This is a genomic window from Paenibacillus hamazuiensis (assembly GCF_023276405.1).
In the GTDB taxonomy this organism is placed as follows: Bacteria; Bacillota; Bacilli; order Paenibacillales; family NBRC-103111; genus Paenibacillus_AF; species Paenibacillus_AF hamazuiensis.
In genome coordinates this window covers 3,792,293-3,811,499 of the sequence record NZ_JALRMO010000001.1, presented here as the reverse complement: position 1 = coordinate 3,811,499, position 19,207 = coordinate 3,792,293, and the positions used below count along the sequence as shown (strand labels likewise).

The window sequence follows — 19,207 nt, the reverse complement described above, 5'->3', positions numbered from 1 at the left end:
TGCGTCCGGTGCATGAAGATCAACGACCTCAAGAAGCGGACATCCATAGCGAATTTGAATTTCATTAAGGAGAGGGTTCAGTTGAAGAGACAGACGGTAAAAAAAGCGGTTGCTTTATCGATGAGCTCGGTGCTGACGATCGGCGTCCTGGCTGCTTGCTCGAGCAACGACAACAAAAGCGCAGGAGCAGGTTCGGGTGCGAACGATCCGAAAAAACAGGTGACGCTGCGGGTGGAAATGTTCGACCGCGGCAACGCGCCGGCCGGCCAATCGGCAACAGATAACTACTGGACGAAATGGATGCAGGAGAAGTTCGGAACGCCGAACAACATCAAGCTGGAATACGTTCCCGTACCGCGCGCCCAGGAAGTGGAGAAGCTGAACGTGCTGATGGCCAGCGGCGGCGACGCCCCGGATATCGTATTTACGTATGACAGCAACCTCGTATATAAATATGTGCAGCAGGGCGGTCTTGCCGATATCGGCCAAGCGCTCGACGAATACGGCAAAAATCTGAAAACGTTCCTCGGAACGGACACGCTCGAATACGGCAAATTTGACGGAAAGCAATATGCGATCCCGGCCAAACGCGTACAGCTCGGCAAATACGCCTCGTTTATCCGCCAGGACTGGCTGGATGCATTAGGCATGCAGGTTCCGAAAAATACGGATGAAGTGTACAGCTTCCTGAAAGCCGTGAAAGAGAAAGATCCCGGCAAAGTCGGCAAAGATTTGATTCCGCTCGGCATGGCGCTCGCGCCTTCCTCCTATGAGCCGATCATCTGGCCGTTTATCAAGAAAGATCTGACCGAAGAAGAGAAATACACCCAGCGCATGCAGCTCGGCTCCCGCGATTATCCGATTTTGACGGCCGGGCATAAAGAAGCGCTGCAATTTTTGAACAAGCTGTACAACGAAGGGTTGATGAGTGCGGATTTCGCCCTCGACAAAGACAAGAAGAAGCTCAATCAGGACGTCATGACCGGCAAAGTCGGATTGTTCAGCGAAGACAGCGTGAACCCGCTGAATGCGACTCCGGGGGTTTACAAGGTGCTGGCGACCAATGTAAAAGGAGCCAAGATTACGGCGGTGGATCCGTTCGCAGGCGCCGACGGCAAGCACACGAAGCCGAAATATATGCCTGCAGGCATGTACATCCTCATTCCGAAATCAAGCAAAAACGTAAACGAAGCGATCAAATATTTGGACTTCATGGCACAAAAGGACAATTACTTCAAGATCATGAACGGCGACGAAGGCAAAGATTACAAGCTGGAGGACGGCATCCCGGTTCGAATCGACAGCCAGGAAACGAAAGACAAGTTTTTCAATATCGGCGACTTTATCATCATCAGCAACGGGCAGGATCTGGGCAGCGAAGAGAAAAACATCAAGCTCGACTCGAAGTCGTACCCGGCCGATATCGTCAAAGAAGTGGAGGCCGCCCGGAAAATTTCGAATACAGACACCGAGCCGATGCTGCGCTTCCAGCGTCCGATTCAGGCGGAGGTCAAATACGGCACGAGCCTTGTGGACAAATATCATGAGCTGTTGGTGAAATCCGTTCTGGCCAAGCCGGCCGATTTTGACAAAACTTACGAACAGTCGCTGAAAGATTTCATGGCCGCCGGAGGTCAGGAAATTGCGAACGAAAGAAAAGCGGCTTACCAGGAAATGAAAAAGAAGTAATCCGTATATACCCGGTCCGTTCGGGCAAAAACATCCTGCATCAGGCATCTCGCGCTTGATGCAGGAGCGTTTTCCGGCGGAATAGTCGATAAGCTCATGCTTTACGAAGTCAGTTTTTGCTGACGCAAAAACGTTAAGGAGGCCCCCGATGAACACGTCCGCAGCTTCGCAAACCAACCGCCAAAATGCGGAGATCGTCCGGCAGAGCGCAATCAAAGTATACCTGCGGCGGAACTGGCAGCTGTACGTTCTGCTCGTGCTGCCGATCGCATACTTCCTGATTTTCAAATACGGTCCGATGTACGGAGTGACGATCGCGTTTAAAGATTTCAACCTGTTTCAGGGCATTAACAAAAGTCCGTGGGTCGGGTTCGACAATTTCAAGCAAATTTTCAATAACCGGCAGTTTTTTACCGCTTTAAGAAACACGCTCATGCTGAACTTTCTCGATCTTATCGTATCTTTCCCTGCACCGATTATTTTGGCGATCATGCTTAACGAACTGAAGAGTCTTTTGTACAAAAAGCTTGCGCAAACGATTTTGTACTTGCCGCATTTCATCTCCTGGGTTATCGTCGGCGGCATCGTTTACCAAGTGTTCGCAACGAAATCGGGCTTTGTCAACAACTTGCTTATGAATGCAGGCCTGGAAGCGATTCCTTGGCTTTCGGATAAAAATTACTGGGTTATCACATATCTGGCTACCGGAGTTTGGCATTCCGCAGGCTGGGGAACGATCATTTATTTGGCCGCCCTGACCGGCATCAACAAGGAATTGTACGAAGCGGCCGACGTGGACGGAGCGGGACGGCTCACCAAGATTCGCTACATTACGATTCCCGGCATCCAGTCGACAATCGTCGTGCTGCTCATCATGAAGCTCGGCGAGCTTGTGCAGATCGGATTTGAGCGCCCTTACGTGCTCGGAAACGTAACCGTATCCGAATATTCCGAGGTGATCAGCACGTTCGTGTACAAAATGGGCCTGCAGTCCGCCCAATATTCATTGGCGACCGGCGTCGGCTTTTTCCAGGCTGCGGTTGGACTCGTCTTTATCCTGACGGCCAACTATATCGCCAAGAAAACGACCGATCAGGGAATCATCTAACGTTAAGGAAAGGAGCTTCCGCTTATGAGTGCCAAAGCCGCCGACCGCACCGTCGATATGGCGATCAACGTATTTATTTTTATCGCGCTTGCGCTTTGCCTGATCCCGTTTCTGCATATTTTGTCCATTTCGCTCAGCTCCAACCGGGCGATCATGTCGGGAGAAGTGACGATCTACCCGATCGAGCTGAGCCTGGAAGCTTTCAAGAAAGTGTTCGCGGACGTTTCCATGATCCGGTCGATGGGTTTTACCGTTCTGCTGACGGTGACCTACACGATCTCGTGTATGTTAATGTCCATCATCGCCGCGTATCCGCTTACAAAAACGTATTTGAAAGGGCAAAAGTTTTTCATGGTGCTGATCATCATTACGATGTTTTTCAGCGGCGGCATTATCCCGGAGTACATTTTGATGAAGCAGCTGAATTTGATCAATTCCATGTGGGCGCTTATTTTGCCGATACTCATCAGCCCGTTTAATTTGATCATCCTGATCAACTTTTTCAAATCGATTCCGGAAAGCCTGCACGAATCCGCCGAAATCGACGGAGCGAGCCACTTCCGCGTACTCTGGCAAATCGTCGTTCCGCTTTCGATGCCGGTCATCGCGACGCTCAGCTTGTTTTATGCGGTGAATCGCTGGAACGGCTTTATGGATACGCTGTTTTACATCACGAATCCGAAGCTGTATCCGCTTCAGCTCAAGCTGTACCAGCTCGTCATGAACAATATGGCCAACGATTTGATGCAGCTCGAGGGCACGCAGGTCGTGCAGTTTTTGCCGGAAAGTTTGAAGGCGGCGAGCGTCATGTTCGCGACGATACCGATTTTGCTCGTGTATCCGTGGCTGCAGCGTTATTTCGTCTCCGGCATCATGCTGGGGGCGGTCAAAGGCTGACAAATTTTTCTTAGGGCATGCAGAAAACCTGTATAATAACATCAATGCGTTGCATCACCGTGCGGTGTGAGAGGAGAGGGACCGTTTGTTCAAGGATAAAGGGGAATATTCGTTTTCCACATGCTGGAATATCAAACGCCACGATACAGGCAGAGGTATGATCGAAGAGATCAGGCAGCTCGGCTTCCGCCGCGTGGAGCTGAATTATAACGTAACGCATGAGTTTTTGAGCACGATCGAACCGATGATCGAGCAAGGCGAAATCGGCGTCTCCAGCGTGCACAACACGTTCCCGCACATTGCGGACCCAGACTACGGCACCGATTCCGTGCTGCTCGGCTTTGACGATGAGGAGAAACGGCAGCGAGCGATCGAGCTTCTTTGCGGCTCCATCGATTATGCGCACCGTTACGGCGCGGAGGCGGTTGTCGTACATCCGGGGGAAGTGCCGTTCGACATCAACATCGATTCCCTGCTGAAAAAAATATACCGCGAGATGGGCAAGGATTCGCCGGAATACAAGCAGCTGTGGAACGAGATGCTGGCGCGCCGCGAAGCGCTGAGTCCGCACTACACAAGCAGGATTCGGGAAAGTTTGGAGCAGGTTTCCGAGTATATCGCCCGCAAAGGATACAAGGTTGTCGTCGGCATCGAAACACGCTCCCGCTGCTACCAAATGCCGACGCCGCAGGAGGCGAAGACGATCATCGACGGGCTGAAGGGCGCGCCGGTGTACCTGTGGTACGACTTCGGCCATGCGATGATGATGGACCGGATGGGGCTGTACGACAGCGTGAAAGACGCGCATGAGTTAAAAGCTTACATCTACGGTCTGCATATTCATGAAACGCTGGAGCTGTCCGACCACTATTGTCCTTACGTGCACAGCAAAACGGATGTCTTCGACGGCTTCCTGGACATCGTCCGCGATGCGCCGCTTAAAGTGTATGAGCTCAAGGCGATCTGCAAGCCGGAGGAAATCGAAGAAAGTCACGACATTTTACTGCGGAAATTGGAGGCTATGCCAAAATGAGCACAATCACAGATCCGTTCTACGAAACGCTGGTCGGCATGAACGACCGGAGTGTCCGGGCGGCGTTGGCTTTGCAGGTGACCGATTCGTCCAGCCGCCATTTCGGCGGCGTCGTCAACGAGCTGACCGGGGTGCCGAGCCCGACTCACGTCGGTACGGCCGGACATATGGCGACAATGGCGGCAGCACTTATCAACCCGGATTCGGAGTTTTACCACAGCGCTGAACTGCTCACCCGCCTGGAATGGGCGGCAGACTATATGCTGAGCCGCCAGCACGAAGACGGCACGATTTCGCTCGGCTCGACGAATTACCACTCTCCGCCGGATACCGGCTTTGTCATTACCGGCTTCGGCCAGCTTTACCGGCTGCTGGAGAGCCATCCGTGGCACGATATCAAACCCGTGACCCATAAGGTGAAGCTGTTCCTCGAACGGGCGATTCCCGCCATGCTGACGGGCGGCTGTCATACGCCGAACCACCGCTGGGTGCTTACGTCGGCGCTCGGCTGGCTGTACAGCATTTTCAAGAAGGAAGAGCTGATCGCGCGGGCGAGCGAGTGGCTCGCCGAAGGGCTCGACTGCACCGAAGACGGCGAATGGACCGAACGGAGCCACGGCATTTACAATACGGTCAACGACATTATGTTATATCATACCGCGAATCTGTTCGGGCGCACGGAGCTGCTCGAGCCGGTGCGCCGCAACCTGCGGATGATGGTGTACCTCGTCCATCCGAACGGCGACGTCGTCACCGACTACTCGGGGCGGCAGGACTTCGGCCAGCGGGCCGACCTGTCGGAATATTTCCTGTCGTACCGCCTGATGGCGGCGCTCGACCGCGACCCGCTGTTCGCGGCGATGTCCGACCTGGCGGCGGCTCATTTGTCGCGCCTCGGCCCGGTGAACAACCATGCGATGCTCGGTTACCTGACGTTTCCGGAGGCGCGCATCGAAGGGCTGGAGAGAGCCGAGCTGCCGACGCAATACGTGAAAGTGATCAACGAGCATCATCCGGTCCTTGAGGATTTGCGAAAGCGACACAGCGTCGGCCACCACGACAAAATCGAGCACAGCTCCATGCACCTCGCGTTCGGCTCGCCGGTCGCACGCCACCGCGACGGGGATACGAGCGCGACGGTCATGACGCGCGCCGCGTCGGTGTTCGCTCTGCGCCACGGCCGGGTGAACCTGCTGGCGACGCAAATGTTCACCTCGTTTACGCCGGGGCTCGTCGAGATGGAGCATTTTGCGCGGACCGAGAACGGGTATCGGATGGCTGCGCATATGGAGAAAGGCTACTACGGCCCGGTTCCGAAGGAGCACCTGCCGGAAACGGCGCGGGCGCCGATCAGCCCTTGGTACCTGCTGCCGCACCATATGCGTCCGGTGACGCACCTGCAGAAGCATACGCTTGAAGTCGAGGTCGCGCCGGGGGCGAAGGAATGGAAGCTGCGCGTGAAAGCGGACGATTTGCCGGACGTGTTCACGCAGGTCGCTTTTTCTTTCAATCTGGACAGCAAGCTTTCCGGGGAGGGGCTGCAGCCCATCGAAAATCACGCGTATTTCTGGACGGAAGGTGCGATCCGCTGCGAGAACGGCGGCGATGCGCTGGAGCTGTCCGCCGGAGCGCACGAGCACAAATTGAAGGTGATCCGGGTGAACCCGATTCAAAACGGGGTCCAGACGGTGCTCGTCAACCTGATGACGCCGCTCGATCATACGTTTACGATTCGCCTGTCATAGGTCAACATCGACCGGGGGCGGCAGCGATGGCCAATCGGATGGAAGGGAGTGCGGATGAAGATGAGCGAAGATCATACCGGAACGGTCGCAGGTATTGATGTCGGAGGCACCAAAATATCGATCGGCCTTGTGGATGCGGACGGCCGCATCGTCAGGTCGGCCCGGTACCCGATGGACCGGAGGGAGCAAGCATCCGCTCTTGGGAGCATCGACCGGGCGCTGGACGATTTCATGAGCGGCGGCAGCCGTTCGGCGCGTGAGCCGCTCGCCATCGGCCTGTGCATGCCGGGGCAAATCGATCCGGCACGCGGCGCATGGGTGCACTGCCTGAGCATCCCGATCGGCAGCGAGGTGCCGCTGGCCGCGCTGCTGCAGGAGCGCTACGGCGCGCCCGCCTTTCTTGACAACGACGTAAAGGCGGCGACGCTCGCCGAGCAGCGCTGGGGCGGCGGCCGGGGGCACGCCGACTTCGTCTACGTCAACGTCGGCACGGGTATCGCCTGCGGCATCGTCAGCGGCGGACAGCTAGTGCGCGGCGCCGGCAATTATGCCGGGGAAATCGGCCATATGTCCGTCGACCCGTCGGGAGCGCCGTGCAAATGCGGCAGCCGCGGCTGCCTGGAAAATATCGCTTCGGGCGGCGGTATGATCAGCCGGGTGCGCGAGCTGCTGCCGCAGTTTCCGGACTCGTCGCTGCATGGGCTCGAACGATCCGGCGGGCTTAACTCGTCGGCTGTATTCGCGGCTTACCGTCAAGGCGACGCGCTTGCCGCGAAGGTGTCCGAAGACGCGGTCGCTGCGCTCGAAACGGCGCTCGTCAGCCTTGTCAATTTGACGAATCCGCAGGCGGTTATTTTGGGAGGCGGCGTATTTCGCGACGAGTGGCTCGCCGGGAGGCTGCGCGAGCATGTCGCGGCGCACAGCATGCCTGCTGCGCGCAAATCGCTGGCTTCGTTTCAACTATCGCAGCTAACCGCAAGCGATGTCGGGCTGCTCGGTGCCGCCTCGCTGGCATGGGAGGGAATAAAGTGAAACTGATCGTTACCGAAACGGAGCATTTCGACCGCACCGCGGCCGGGTTTGTCTCCGGTTACATAAGGATGAAGCCGGATGCCGTTCTAGGTTTTGCCACCGGGTCCACGACCGTGGGGCTGCACCGCGAGCTCGCCCGCATGCATCTGGAGGAAGGGCTTGATTTTTCGCAAGTATACTCGTTCAATCTTGACGAATATGCCGGCATTCCCTGGGAGCATCCGAAAAGCTGCCGCTGCCGGATGGAGGAGCAGCTGTTCCGCCATGTGAACATCCGGCGCGAGCGCATCGAATTTTTGAACGGCGCCGCCGCCGATCCGGAGGCGGAATGCGTCCGGTTCGCACGGGCGATCGATGCCTGCGGCGGGATCGATCTGCAGGTGCTCGGGATCGGCACGAACGGGCATATTGCGTTTAACGAGCCGGGGACGCCGTTTGATTCCCGGCTCAGAGTCGTGCCGCTGGCGCAGCAAACGATCGGCGACAAGTCCGCCTTTTTCGGCGGAGAGGAGCTTGTACCCCGCTGCGGCATCACGATGGGTCTCATGGACGTCATGCGCTGCAAGCGCAACGTGCTGCTCGCCAGAGGCGCAGACAAAGCCGACATTATCCGACGCTCGCTCAGGGGGCCGGTCACCGTGGACGTGCCGGCTTCCGTCCTGCAGCTGCATCCGCAGCTGACGGTGATATTAGACAAAGCCGCCGCCGCCGGATTATAACCAAACCGGGGCCGGCCGGCCTAAAAGAGGGACCAGCTACCGTGAATATTCAAAACGGCAAATATTCCATGCACGTCTATATTTTTGTATTTTATTCGACGCAGGCGGTATTTCTTCCATTTCTCGGGTACTGGTTTGCCGAGCAGGGACTGAGCAGCCGGCAAATCGGCCTCCTGTCTTCGCTCGGACCGGTACTCGGCTTGTTTATACAGCCGGTATGGGGAGCGCTGTGCGACCGGTTCGGGCTGGAGCGCGCGATCCTGATGGCGAGCACGGTCTTGGCGCCGCTGATCGCTTTCGGATACCGGTTTGCCGGAGATCGCTTCTGGATGTATATGGTGACCGCGCTCGGACTCGCTTTGACGTTTTCCGCGATGTCTCCGATCAACGAAGCGATGACGGTCAGCCATGCGCAGAAGCGGGGGCTCAGCTACGGCGGTATCCGCGTGCTCGGCTCGATCAGCTTCGCCATCGTCGCCGCGCTGATCGGAGTTATTTACAAACGGATCGGCATCGAGCATATGTTTATGGTGTATGCGGGAACGATGGCCCTGCTTCTGGCATCGCTTTTTTTGCTGGAGAAGCCGCGAATCGGCAAAAACCGGAACCGCGTCCGGGGGGGCTTTAAAGCGTTTTTGTCGCAGCGGCGGTTCATCGTATTCCTGCCGCTGGTGTTCGCCGTTTCGGTCGGCTCGGCGGCATGCAGCGTGTTTTTGTCGGTTTTCGTCAACTCGACGGGCGGAGACGTATCGGGTAAAATCGGCCTGTTAAACACGGCCGCCGCTTTGTCGGAGCTGCCGTTTTTTATTTTCGCCGGCCGTCTTATCAAAAGATTCGGATATTTCCCGATTTTGTCGGCGGTTGGTGCCGCTGCGGCTCTGCGCTGGCTGCTGCTGTCTTCGGAGCCAACATTCGGCATGCTGATCGCCGCCCAACTGCTGCACGGCGTCACGTTCGCCTTGTTCGTGGCGACGGGGATCAGCTATGTGCATGAAGCGAGCCCGGAGGGCTTCCGAACGACCGGGCAAACGCTGTTTGCGATCGTCAATTCCAACTTGGCCGTGCTCGTCGCGAGCAACGCAGGCGGCTATCTGATCGATGCGCGGGGCTTCTCCTTCATGTTTCAAACCGCATCGCTCGTCAGCCTGGCGGGGGCGATCGGCTTTGCATGGCTTGCACGGTCAAGCGCCCGAACCAAAGCGGAGGCCGGGACGGGCACCCCTCCGATCTCTTCGTAAACAAGCGGCCTCCCGAAGCGGAGCATGGGCGGTGTTTTCCTGCGGAGTATGGCGCAATTCGCTTCCATGTATTAAAATGCGGATAAAGCGTGCAAAGTGGAGGTAAAAGCTATGGCCGTGCAAATTCCCGAAAAATGGCTGCAGGGCAGCTCGCTGGGGGAAAAAATATCGTTCGAGCTTCGCCTGCGCATTATTAGCGGTGCGACCGCGGCAGGGACCGTGCTGTCGGAAAACGCGCTGGCCGCGGAGTTCGGGACGAGCCGTTCGCCGATCCGCGACGCACTCAAGATGCTCGCCGGGGAAGGATTGATCCGGATGGAACGCATGGGAGCCGTCGTGCTTGGGCTGACCCCTGCGGACATGGAGGAACTGTACGATGTACGGTTTCTTTTTGAGGATTTCGCGCTGCAGCGGCTGGCGCAGCAAAACGACGAAGGGAAGATCGGCGAGCTGCGCCGGATCATCGACCGGATGGAGATGGCTGCAAAGCACGACGACCCGGTGCAGTTCGCATATCACGATCTCGAGTTTCACGAAACGATTATTATCGGCGCGCGGCATACGAGAATTTTATATATGTGGAACAATATCCGGAATGTCGTGCTTACGGCGCTGCTGGTCGCCACGGAGAGCCGGTTTTCCCGGAAGGAAGAAATACAGCCGCTTATCGACCGGCATAAGCTGCTTGTCGATGCGCTGGTGACCGGAGATACGGCGACGATCCGAAAAATCGTACAGGAGCATTTCAACGATACGAAACGTACAGTGGATGAAAGTTTGTTTGCGTCTGAAAAATAGACCGCTTTCAAAAAAATGTTTACAAGCGTCCTTGTCATGCTTATCATTAAGTTGTCGACAAGTATACAAGTGAAGGGCAAGTGATCATGGATGAGAGCGGGATTGTTTCTGGAAGTAGGACGCGTTCTGCCGGGGGAGCTGGATAAGCCGGTTCCCGGGGAAGGTGAGGCGCTGATTAAAATCTCTTATGCCGGCATATGCGGCACCGACATGATGATTTATGCCGGCAAGCATCCGCGTGCCAAAGCTCCGCTTGCGCTCGGGCATGAGTTTTGCGGCATGATCGAGCAGGTGAACGGGCAGGGCGGCTTCGCTGCAGGAGACCGGGTCGTCGTCGAGCCGACATTGAGCTGTGGAACGTGCGATGCCTGCAGGGCCGGGCAAAACCACGTATGCCGGACGCTGAAGCTGATCGGCATCGACAAGCATGGCGGTTTTGCCGAATACGTGACGGCTCCTCTGCACAGGCTGCACCGGGTGCCGGAAGAGCTTTCGGATGAGCTTGCCGCGCTCACCGAACCGCTTGCATGCGCGGTACATACGGTACGGCGCTCCCGCGTGAAAGTCGGGGATACCGTGGCGGTTTTGGGAGCGGGCCCGATCGGGCTGCTCGTCGGCTTGGTTGCAAAGCTGGCGGGGGCGCAGCGCATTATCATCTCCGACATCAGCCCATATCGGCTTTCCGTCGCAAAGCAGTTGGGCTTCACGGCATTAAACGCCAAGGAAACGAACGTCGTCGAATCTGTAAAAGCGCTTACCGAAGGCAAGGGAGCGGATGTGGTGTTCGAGGTGGCGGGCACTCCCGCGACAGCCAAACAAATGGTGGAGATCGCCAAAATCCAGGGGGAAATTTTTGTCGTCAGCGTGTTCAAAGAACCTCCCGCAGTCGATTTGGCGAATATGCATTACAGGGAAATTTCGCTGACGACAAGCCGCTGCTACAGCGGCGGGGATTTTTCGGCCGCGATGCAGATGATGGCGGCGAACATGCTCGATCTTTCCCCGCTCATATCCCATCGGATCGGCTTGCACGACATCGCCGAAGGGTTCGAGCTGATGAAAAATACGGAACAGTCGCTGAAAATATTGATTCGTCCGTAGTTAATCTTGCGGCGCGAAAGGAGATTGTCATGATTCTGGATTTATTTAAACTGGACGGCAGAACGGCCGCCGTCACCGGAGCGTCCCGGGGCATCGGCCGGGCGATAGCGATTGCTTTGGCCGAGGCGGGGGCGGACATAGCGCTGCTCCAGCGCTCGCCGGAGCAGACGGAATTGCAGGAGGAGATTCGCGGGCTCGGCCGAAAGTGCGTGATCGTCCCCTGCGATATGGAAAACAGCATGCAGGTGAAGGCCGCAGTCCCGGCGGCGATCGCTCATTTCGGCAAGCTCGACATTCTCGTCAACTGCGCAGGGATTCAAAGAAGATCGCCGGCGGTCGATTTCCCTGAAGCGGATTGGGACGATGTGATTCAGGTCAACCTGAAGAGCGTCTGGCTTCTGTGCCAGGAAGCCGGAAGGCACATGGTGGAGCGCAAACAAGGCAAGATCATCAACGTCGCGTCGCTGCTTTCCTATCAAGGCGGCATTACGGTTCCCGCTTATGCCGCAGCCAAAGGCGGAGTCGCGCAGCTGACGAAAGCGCTTGCGAACGAATGGGCGCAGCACAATGTGAACGTCAATGCGATCGTGCCCGGATACATCGCGACCGATATGAATACGGCGCTGATGCAGGATCCGGTGCGCAGCCAGCAAATATTGGTCCGCATTCCGGCGGGACGCTGGGGGACGCCGGACGATTTCAAAGGATGCGCGGTATACTTGGCGTCCGCCGCTTCCAATTACGTGCATGGCTCATTATTCGGCATCGACGGCGGCTGGATGGGCAGATAACAATTGTTAAAGGAGATGGGAGCATGGCGTTTCAATCGCAGCGTTTTGCAAGTCTGGACGAGCTCTGGAACAAGCTGGAGCAAAAAACGGACCGCATGATCGATCAAATGGGCGGCAAAAGCCCGCATGTCGCCAAAGCGGACGGGGTATATGACGATAACCCGACCGATGCGTGGACGTCCGGTTTTTGGCCCGGCATTTTATGGCTGATGTACGAGATGACCGGGAAAGAGCGCTACAAGGAGGCCGCGTGGGACTGGGACCGCAAGCTGGAGGAAAACTTCGTAAGGCCGTCCAACTTTCATCACGACGTTGGCTTCCAATTTCTCCCTACAGCAATCGTCAAATACAGGCTGACCGGGGATGCGGATGCGAAAAGAATCGGCCTTGAGGCGGCCAATTTCCTCGCGGGGCGATTTAATTTGGCCGGCCGGTTCATCCGCGCATGGAACAACGTCAAGGGTGCCTGGCATGAAGGGAACGACGGCTGGGCGATCATCGACTGCATGATGAACCTGCCGCTCCTCATGTGGGCCTCCGGCGAGCTGGGAGATCCGCGGTTCAAGCATATTGCGGTCGCACATGCCGATACGGCGCTGGCGAACTTTGTCCGCGACGACGGTTCGACCCGGCACATCTGCTGCTTCGATCCGGAAACCGGGGAGTTTTTGCACGCCCTCGGCGGACAAGGATTCGCACCGGATTCGGCCTGGAGCCGCGGCAACGCTTGGGCGCTGTACGGCTTCTCCGCGATGTACCGCCTGAGCGGACAACAGCGTTATTTGGACGCGGCGAAACGCGTCGCCCACTTCTTTATCGCGAGCGTGGAGGACGACTTCGTCCCGCTGTGGGACTTCCGCGTCGACAACCGCAGCGGGGCGCCCCGCGACAGCTCGGCGGCGGCGATCGCGGCATCCGGCCTGATCGATATTTCCAAATACGTCCCGGCCGGGCAATCCGGTCTCTATTTGCAGGCCGCCGAGCGCATGATCGCGTCGCTGACCGACCGCTACGCCACCTGGGATACTCCGGAGCATGAGGCGATTTTGCTGCACGGCACCGGCCATTTGCCGCGCGGCGCCAATATCGACGTATCGCTGATTTACGGCGATTACTACTACGTGGAAGCGGTCTCCAAGCTGAAAGGCTGGAATTGCCATATGTTTTAATCTTGACAAAAAGCAGGTTGCCGGAATAGCCTGCTTTTGTTTCATGTTGCATGTTCACGTTTGCATTGTAATATAATATGTTTACTTTTAAACTTTCGTGCGAAAAGTAAAGCGAGGCGGCATGCCGATTTGCGTCAGCAAAGCGCATGGCGCCAACCGCGAGCCCGAGGCACGCAGCGACTCCAACGGCACCGCACCAAAAGTAAAGCGAGGCGGCATGCCGATTTGCGTCAGCAAAGCGTATGCCGTCAATCGCGAGCCCGAGGCACGCAGCAACCCCAACGGCACCGCACCAAAAGTAAAGCGAGGCGGCATGCCGATTTGCGTCAGCAAAGCGCATAGCGCCAACCGCGAGCCCGAGGCACGCAGCAACTCCAACGGCACCGCACCAAAAGTAAAGCGAGGCGGCATGCCGATTTGCGTCAGCAAAGCGCATGGCGCCAGCCGCGAGCCCGAGGCACGCAGCAACTCCAACGGCACCGCACCAAAAGTAAAGCGAGGCGGCATGTCGATTTGCGTCAGCAAAGCGCATGGCGCCAACCGCGAGCCCGAGGCACGCAGCAACTCCGAACAGCACCGCACCAAAAGTAAAGCGAGGCGGCATGCCGATTTGCGTCAGCAAAGCGCATGGCGCCAATCGCGAGCCCGAGGCACGCAGCAACTCCGAACAGCACCGCACCAAAAGTAGAGCGTGTCCGGCATCCAATTTTTTGCCTGAAAGCAAAAAATCGATGCCGGACAAACGCGAACTAGCAGCGAGCAGTTCCTCACTGCGGGCGGGTCCAGGGCGCCCGAGCGCCTGGGGTCCCCCCGGTGGGGGGATTTAGGGGGGCATCCTGATTTAGGGGGGAGTAAAAATTGAAGCTATTCATCGTCGACGACGAACCGATGATTTGCATCGGCCTGTCCGCCATGGCGGAGGAATACGGCCGGTTTGACGCGGTCCGATCCTTTACGGACGGCGAAGCTGCGCTTACGGCCATTCTGAGCGATCCGCCGGAAATCGTGCTGACCGACATTTGCATGCCGCGTCTGGACGGCCTGGAGCTAAGCCGCCATATCTACGAGCGCAAGCTGCCGACCAAGGTCGTTGTGCTGTCCGGCTACAACGATTTTACATATGCGCAAAAATGCATGTCCTACGGAGTAAGAGAGTACCTGCTCAAGCCGGTCACCGAAATCGAGCTGTACCCTGCGCTGGAGAAGGTGCTGGAGGAAACGCGAGGAGCCACGGTTTCGTTTTCGCGGTTTGAAGAATGGCTGGACAACTTGGAGGAAGCGATCTGGACGGCGAGCAGCGGGCGCCTTGAAGATCTGCTGGCGCAGGGCGGCTCGGAGCTGTTCGGACAAGCTGCGGATACCGCATTTCAACAGCAAATGGTAAAGGACGGGCTCGCGCTGCTGGCCAAAAAACTGAACGCGCGCGGCGTCTATCACTTTGACGCAGTTTTGCCCAACGAAGCGGTCCGCAAGCTGGCCGCTGGCTCGCCTTACGAGATGATGCAGCGGCATATCCGCGACTGGATGGTGAGGCTGCTCGAAGTGAGGGGCGGCAACCAGATCAATGCGTTGGAAGCGTCGCTCGAATATATCGACGCCCATCTGAGCGAGGATTTGACGCTCGAAGCGGTCGCCGAAAAGCTCGGCATTACGCCGAATTACTTCAGCTTTTATTTCAAAAAAATGACGAACGAAACGTTCGTTCAATACCGGCTGCGCAAACGGATCGAGAAGGCGAAGCAGCTGCTCGCCATCCCGCATATCAAAATTATCGATATCGTCGCGAAGGTCGGTTACGACAGCTATCCGCATTTTTCGCGCGTTTTCAAAAAAGCGACCGGCATATCGCCGACCGAATACCGCCAGCAGCTGGGGATTAAATGATGAAGCATAAACTCGCTACCCGCGTTTACTTGTATTTTGTTATTATTATCGTTCTGACTTTAGTGACGGTCGGCATTTCCGGGTACTGGCGCTCCACGCGCGAGCTGGAGGACCAGTACCAGGGGCTGCTGACACAAATCGTCGACAACGTGCTGCATCAAACCGATTTGTACTTGAAAAACTGCGAGCGGGCGACCGTCTCGATTTTGACCTCCCCTTTGCTGAAGGAGGCGCTCGATTCAAGCCCGAAATCGCCTTCGGATTTTTTAACTTCCGCCAATCTCATTAAGCAGCAGGTGTTTCAGCCGGTGCTGATCAACAACCCGGAAATTTCGATGGTCTATCTCATCGGCTATAACGGGTTCCAGGCGTCCGATTTCAACCTGCATATCGCTAATTTTAACTATAAAGGCTTTCAGGAATACATCGATTTGCTGAAGGAAGATACTCGCGAGGACGGTCAGCTCACGATTCAGGATTCCGGGTTTCTGGACGGGCATTTGACGCTCGCGCGCAAGCTGTCCGACCGGCAGACATCGCGTGTCTACAAGGGCATTATGGGCTTCGAGCTGCGCATCGGCGAGCTGACGACGCTGTGGAAGGGCATCCGGCTCGGCGAGTCCGGTTATTTTTTCATCGTCAACGATCGGGGCAAAATTTTGTATCACCCGGACCCGGAACGAATCGGCATGCAGCTCGACGGACGGCAGTTCGAAACGGTGCAGCAAAACAAGGACCGGGTGTTCGAGATGCCTGACGAAAACGGGCGTATTTTTTTCGCGCGCAAATCCGACTACTCCGGTTGGACGCTTGTCGCCAGCATGTCCGTCAGCGAGCAAAGAAAGCCGATTTCGAACCTGCGGCAGACGACCATTTATGTCGGGCTCGCCACGCTGATCGTCGCTTTGTATCTCGCCTTCCGGTTCGGCCGTTCGATCGTACGTCCGGTACGCCTGCTCGAGGGAGGCATGCGGCAGACGGAAAAAGGGATCTGGACCAAGGTGCCCTTGACGGGGACGCGGGATGAGATGGATCGGCTTATTTCCAGCTATAACACAATGGTGGGCCGGCTGGAGGAGCTTGTGGATCGGGTCTATGAGACGGAGCTGCGCAATCAGGACAACCTGCTGAAGCGGCAAATTGCGGAATTTCAGTCGCTGCAGCTGCAGATCAATCCGCATTTTCTGTACAACACGCTGGAAATCATCATCTGCTACGCCGTCGTGCAAAAATCGAGCGAAATCAAGGACATCGTCCGATCGCTTTCGTATATGCTGCGTTATTCGATCCGCACCGATCTGGAGGAGATTACGGTGGCGAACGAGCTGAAGCACGTGCTTTATTTTATGGGGATCATGAAGTACCGGATCCAGCGCGAGTTTGAGATCGACGTCCGCATTCCGCCCGAGCTGCTGCTGCACCATATGGTCCGGTTGACGCTTCAGCCGCTGGTCGAGAATATTTTCAAGCATGCCTTTCCGTACGGCATTGAAAATCGTCATACGATCGTGATCGATGCCTGGGAGGACAACGATAATTTCTGCATCACGGTGGAGGACAACGGCTGCGGCATGCATCCTCAGACGCTGCAGCGGGTGCGGGAACGTCTGAACGAGGAACAGCGCGGCAAGCAGGAGCAGCATGCCGCCGGCGGCAGCATCGGCCTCGGCAATGTACATAACCGCATTCAAATGGTATTCGGCGAGCAGTACGGTCTATCGATCGACAGCATTCATGGGCAAGGTACGCGAATTACGATTCGAATGCCGGCGAAAAAACACAAAAAAAGTCATGTTGAAGTAAAATAGCGCAATGATCGGCCTTGGGACGCGTTGTATTCTTGAAGCGTGGTGAATTAAGCGAAGTGGACGGAATTGTGCTGTTAGAAGCGTTAGCGGTCGCCTTTGAGAACGGATTTCCACCGCCGAACGGCGCAACAGCCATTCCTAGGGGGTCCCCGCAAAGTAATCGGATTAAGCAGCGAAGGCATTCTTCACTTTGTGGGGCTGAGGAGCGATCGGAAGCGCAATCCGGTACGGAGCGGGATTATTCATCACAGTACGGAAGGCATGCCGTCATACCGTCAAGCCATACATGAAAAGGAGGTCATCATGGAGGTTACAGCAAGCCGTCCCGAAGCCGTTTCGCGTACAGACCGACGCAAATCCGGACTGGCCGTCCGGTTGAAAAGAAACTTCGCGGAGCGATGGCAGCTCTACATCCTTATGCTGCTGCCGCTCATCTACCTGGCCGTTTTCAAGTACGTGCCGATGTACGGTGCGCTCATCGCTTTCAAAAACTACGTCCCGACCAAGGGCGTCTGGGGCAGCGATTGGGTCGGTCTCAAGCATTTTATCCGGTTTTTCAACTCATACGAATTCGTTCGGATTATGAAGAACACGCTGCTCGTGAGCTTCTACAGTCTGATCGCCGGGTTTCCGTTCCCGATCATTCTTGCTTTATGCCTGAACTTCGTGAAGTCCGCTTCGTTTAAAAAATCGGTGCAAATGATCACCTATGCGCCGCATTTTATTTCCGTCGTCGTTATGGTCGGAATTATCGTGCAGCTGCTTGACCCGCGGGTCGGCCTGATCAATACGATTCTGAAAGCGCTCGGTTTCAGCCCGATCAATTTTATGGGAGAGCCCGGATGGTTTTCACACATTTTCGTTTGGTCGGGTATATGGCAGAACGTCGGATTTTCCTGCATCGTTTACTTGGCGGCCCTGGCCTCCGTCGATCCGTCGCTGCATGAAGCGGCGGTTATGGATGGTGCCAACAAGCTGCGCAGAATGTGGCATATCGATTTGCCCAGCATCATACCCGTGGCGATCATTTTGCTTATCATGAATACAGGGCACGTCCTGGACATCGGCTTCGAGAAAATTTTGCTGATGCAAAACCCGCTGAACATGAGCTCGTCCGAGGTCATCGATACTTATGTATACAAGGTGGGCCTCGCATCGACGGCAATCAACTATTCTTACTCGGCGGCGATCGGATTGTTCAAGTCCGTCATCAACCTGATCCTGCTCGTAACGGTCAACCGCATCGCCAAAAAAGTCGGACAAACCAGCTTATGGTAAAAGGAGGGGAGCTTTCGTGAGCAGCACCATTAAAGAATCGGGCGACGACAGACTGTTTAACATCGTCAATCACGTCATTTTGTTCATATTCGCGATAACGATTTTATATCCGCTCATCTATATCGTAAGCGCCTCCTTCAGTTCCTCGGCTGCGGTGGTGTCCGGGCGTGTTTGGCTGTTTCCGGTGGAGCCTTCGTTAGCCGGTTACGATGCGGTGTTCAAGCACAAGCTGATCGTATCCAGCTTCCTGAATTCGCTGTTTTACATGATCGTCGGCACGGCGATTAACGTCGTGTTCACGCTGATGGCGGCGTATCCGCTTTCACGCAAAGATTTTATGCCGCGCAATGCCGTCATGGCGCTGTTCGTGTTCACGATGATGTTTTCCGGCGGCCTCATTCCGTCTTACCTCATCGTCAAGCAGCTGGGCATGATCGATACGCGGTGGTCGCTGATCATTCCCGGAGCGATCGCGGTGTGGAACATGATCATCACCCGGACGTACTTTCAAACGACGATCCCGGATGAGCTGCTCGAAGCGGCGCAAATGGACGGCTGCGACGACTGGACGTTTTTGCGAAAAATCGTGCTTCCGCTGTCGGGTCCGATCATCGCGGTCATCGCTTTGTTTTACGCTGTCGGCCATTGGAACCAGTATTTCAATGCGCTGCTGTACCTCAAGCATCAGGAATTGTATCCGCTTCAGCTTGTGCTCAGGGACATCCTCGTGCAAAACGAGGTCGACGCTTCGATGATTACCGACGTCGCGGATGCGGCTGCGCGGGAAGGGCTGCGCGAGCTGCTCAAATATTCGCTGATCGTCGTATCGACGGTACCGGTTTTGATCATTTATCCGTTTATACAAAGGCATTTCGTCAAAGGCATGATGATCGGATCACTAAAAGGATAAAGGGGAG

General features: G+C 56.2%; 17 protein-coding genes. All 17 read left to right on the top strand.

Features of this window, described 5'->3' with window-relative positions; translation table 11 throughout:
• Window positions 1-12: 12 nt before the first annotated feature.
• The 17 genes from MYS68_RS16755 (at window position 13) to MYS68_RS16675 (ending at window position 19,200) form a co-directional block, all read left to right on the top strand.
• Entirely contained in the window at window positions 13-1,689 is a 1,677-nt protein-coding gene (locus MYS68_RS16755) for an extracellular solute-binding protein (RefSeq protein ID WP_338043580.1), read from the top strand.
• A gap of 148 nt (window positions 1,690-1,837) precedes the next feature.
• The gene (locus MYS68_RS16750) at window positions 1,838-2,797 is read left to right on the top strand and encodes an ABC transporter permease (RefSeq protein WP_248926929.1); all 960 of its coding nucleotides are present in this window, start codon (window positions 1,838-1,840) and stop codon (window positions 2,795-2,797) included.
• A gap of 24 nt (window positions 2,798-2,821) precedes the next feature.
• Window positions 2,822-3,694: a carbohydrate ABC transporter permease gene (locus tag MYS68_RS16745; protein ID WP_248926928.1), complete on the top strand. Its 873-nt coding sequence runs from the start codon at window positions 2,822-2,824 to the stop codon at window positions 3,692-3,694.
• An 85-nt stretch (window positions 3,695-3,779) separates the two neighbouring features.
• On the top strand, window positions 3,780-4,727 hold the full coding sequence (locus MYS68_RS16740) for a sugar phosphate isomerase/epimerase family protein (RefSeq protein ID WP_248926927.1): 948 nt from the start codon (window positions 3,780-3,782) through the stop codon (window positions 4,725-4,727).
• Complete coding sequence (locus MYS68_RS16735) at window positions 4,724-6,472, top strand: hypothetical protein (RefSeq protein WP_248926926.1); 1,749 nt, start codon at window positions 4,724-4,726, stop codon at window positions 6,470-6,472. Before MYS68_RS16740 ends, MYS68_RS16735 begins: the two co-directional genes overlap by 4 nt.
• A 60-nt stretch (window positions 6,473-6,532) precedes the next feature.
• On the top strand, window positions 6,533-7,504 hold the full coding sequence (locus MYS68_RS16730) for an ROK family protein (protein ID WP_248926925.1): 972 nt from the start codon (window positions 6,533-6,535) through the stop codon (window positions 7,502-7,504).
• Window positions 7,501-8,223, top strand: coding sequence for a glucosamine-6-phosphate deaminase (locus tag MYS68_RS16725; protein WP_248926924.1), 723 nt, complete (start codon window positions 7,501-7,503; stop codon window positions 8,221-8,223). The genes MYS68_RS16730 and MYS68_RS16725 overlap by 4 nt, the downstream gene beginning before the upstream one ends.
• 41 nt (window positions 8,224-8,264) lie before the next feature.
• A complete protein-coding gene (locus MYS68_RS16720) occupies window positions 8,265-9,461 on the top strand; it encodes an MFS transporter (RefSeq protein WP_248926923.1) in 1,197 nt (398 codons plus the stop codon).
• A 111-nt stretch (window positions 9,462-9,572) separates the two neighbouring features.
• Window positions 9,573-10,259, top strand: a complete 687-nt coding sequence (locus tag MYS68_RS16715; protein WP_275983482.1) for a GntR family transcriptional regulator — start codon at window positions 9,573-9,575, stop codon at window positions 10,257-10,259.
• Between the two features lie 90 nt (window positions 10,260-10,349).
• The gene (locus MYS68_RS16710; RefSeq protein WP_248926922.1) at window positions 10,350-11,360 is read left to right on the top strand and encodes a zinc-dependent alcohol dehydrogenase; all 1,011 of its coding nucleotides are present in this window, start codon (window positions 10,350-10,352) and stop codon (window positions 11,358-11,360) included.
• 29 nt (window positions 11,361-11,389) lie between these two features.
• Complete coding sequence (locus MYS68_RS16705; RefSeq protein ID WP_275983481.1) at window positions 11,390-12,151, top strand: glucose 1-dehydrogenase; 762 nt, start codon at window positions 11,390-11,392, stop codon at window positions 12,149-12,151.
• A gap of 23 nt (window positions 12,152-12,174) precedes the next feature.
• Complete coding sequence (locus MYS68_RS16700; protein ID WP_248926921.1) at window positions 12,175-13,320, top strand: glycoside hydrolase family 88 protein; 1,146 nt, start codon at window positions 12,175-12,177, stop codon at window positions 13,318-13,320.
• Between the two features lie 121 nt (window positions 13,321-13,441).
• Entirely contained in the window at window positions 13,442-14,008 is a 567-nt protein-coding gene (locus MYS68_RS16695; protein WP_248926920.1) for a hypothetical protein, read from the top strand.
• A 170-nt stretch (window positions 14,009-14,178) separates the two neighbouring features.
• Complete coding sequence (locus MYS68_RS16690) at window positions 14,179-15,204, top strand: response regulator transcription factor (RefSeq protein WP_248926919.1); 1,026 nt, start codon at window positions 14,179-14,181, stop codon at window positions 15,202-15,204.
• Window positions 15,201-17,012: a cache domain-containing sensor histidine kinase gene (locus MYS68_RS16685; RefSeq protein WP_248926918.1), complete on the top strand. Its 1,812-nt coding sequence runs from the start codon at window positions 15,201-15,203 to the stop codon at window positions 17,010-17,012. Before MYS68_RS16690 ends, MYS68_RS16685 begins: the two co-directional genes overlap by 4 nt.
• Before the next feature lie 303 nt (window positions 17,013-17,315).
• The gene (locus MYS68_RS16680; protein ID WP_248926917.1) at window positions 17,316-18,290 is read left to right on the top strand and encodes an ABC transporter permease; all 975 of its coding nucleotides are present in this window, start codon (window positions 17,316-17,318) and stop codon (window positions 18,288-18,290) included.
• Between the two features lie 16 nt (window positions 18,291-18,306).
• Complete coding sequence (locus MYS68_RS16675; protein ID WP_248926916.1) at window positions 18,307-19,200, top strand: carbohydrate ABC transporter permease; 894 nt, start codon at window positions 18,307-18,309, stop codon at window positions 19,198-19,200.
• Window positions 19,201-19,207: the final 7 nt, after the last annotated feature.

What these genes read in the sequence shown, in the direction of transcription:
- MYS68_RS16755 (WP_338043580.1), top strand. Translation starts at nt 13, where the DNA reads ATGAAGATCAACGACCTCAAGAAGCGGACATCCATAGCGAATTTGAAT.
- MYS68_RS16750 (WP_248926929.1), top strand. Translation starts at nt 1,838, where the DNA reads ATGAACACGTCCGCAGCTTCGCAAACCAACCGCCAAAATGCGGAGATC.
- MYS68_RS16745 (WP_248926928.1), top strand. Translation starts at nt 2,822, where the DNA reads ATGAGTGCCAAAGCCGCCGACCGCACCGTCGATATGGCGATCAACGTA.
- MYS68_RS16735 (WP_248926926.1), top strand. Translation starts at nt 4,724, where the DNA reads ATGAGCACAATCACAGATCCGTTCTACGAAACGCTGGTCGGCATGAAC.
- MYS68_RS16730 (WP_248926925.1), top strand. Translation starts at nt 6,533, where the DNA reads ATGAGCGAAGATCATACCGGAACGGTCGCAGGTATTGATGTCGGAGGC.
- MYS68_RS16715 (WP_275983482.1), top strand. Translation starts at nt 9,573, where the DNA reads ATGGCCGTGCAAATTCCCGAAAAATGGCTGCAGGGCAGCTCGCTGGGG.
- MYS68_RS16710 (WP_248926922.1), top strand. Translation starts at nt 10,350, where the DNA reads ATGAGAGCGGGATTGTTTCTGGAAGTAGGACGCGTTCTGCCGGGGGAG.
- MYS68_RS16705 (WP_275983481.1), top strand. Translation starts at nt 11,390, where the DNA reads ATGATTCTGGATTTATTTAAACTGGACGGCAGAACGGCCGCCGTCACC.
- MYS68_RS16700 (WP_248926921.1), top strand. Translation starts at nt 12,175, where the DNA reads ATGGCGTTTCAATCGCAGCGTTTTGCAAGTCTGGACGAGCTCTGGAAC.
- MYS68_RS16695 (WP_248926920.1), top strand. Translation starts at nt 13,442, where the DNA reads ATGCCGATTTGCGTCAGCAAAGCGCATGGCGCCAACCGCGAGCCCGAG.
- MYS68_RS16685 (WP_248926918.1), top strand. Translation starts at nt 15,201, where the DNA reads ATGATGAAGCATAAACTCGCTACCCGCGTTTACTTGTATTTTGTTATT.
- MYS68_RS16680 (WP_248926917.1), top strand. Translation starts at nt 17,316, where the DNA reads ATGGAGGTTACAGCAAGCCGTCCCGAAGCCGTTTCGCGTACAGACCGA.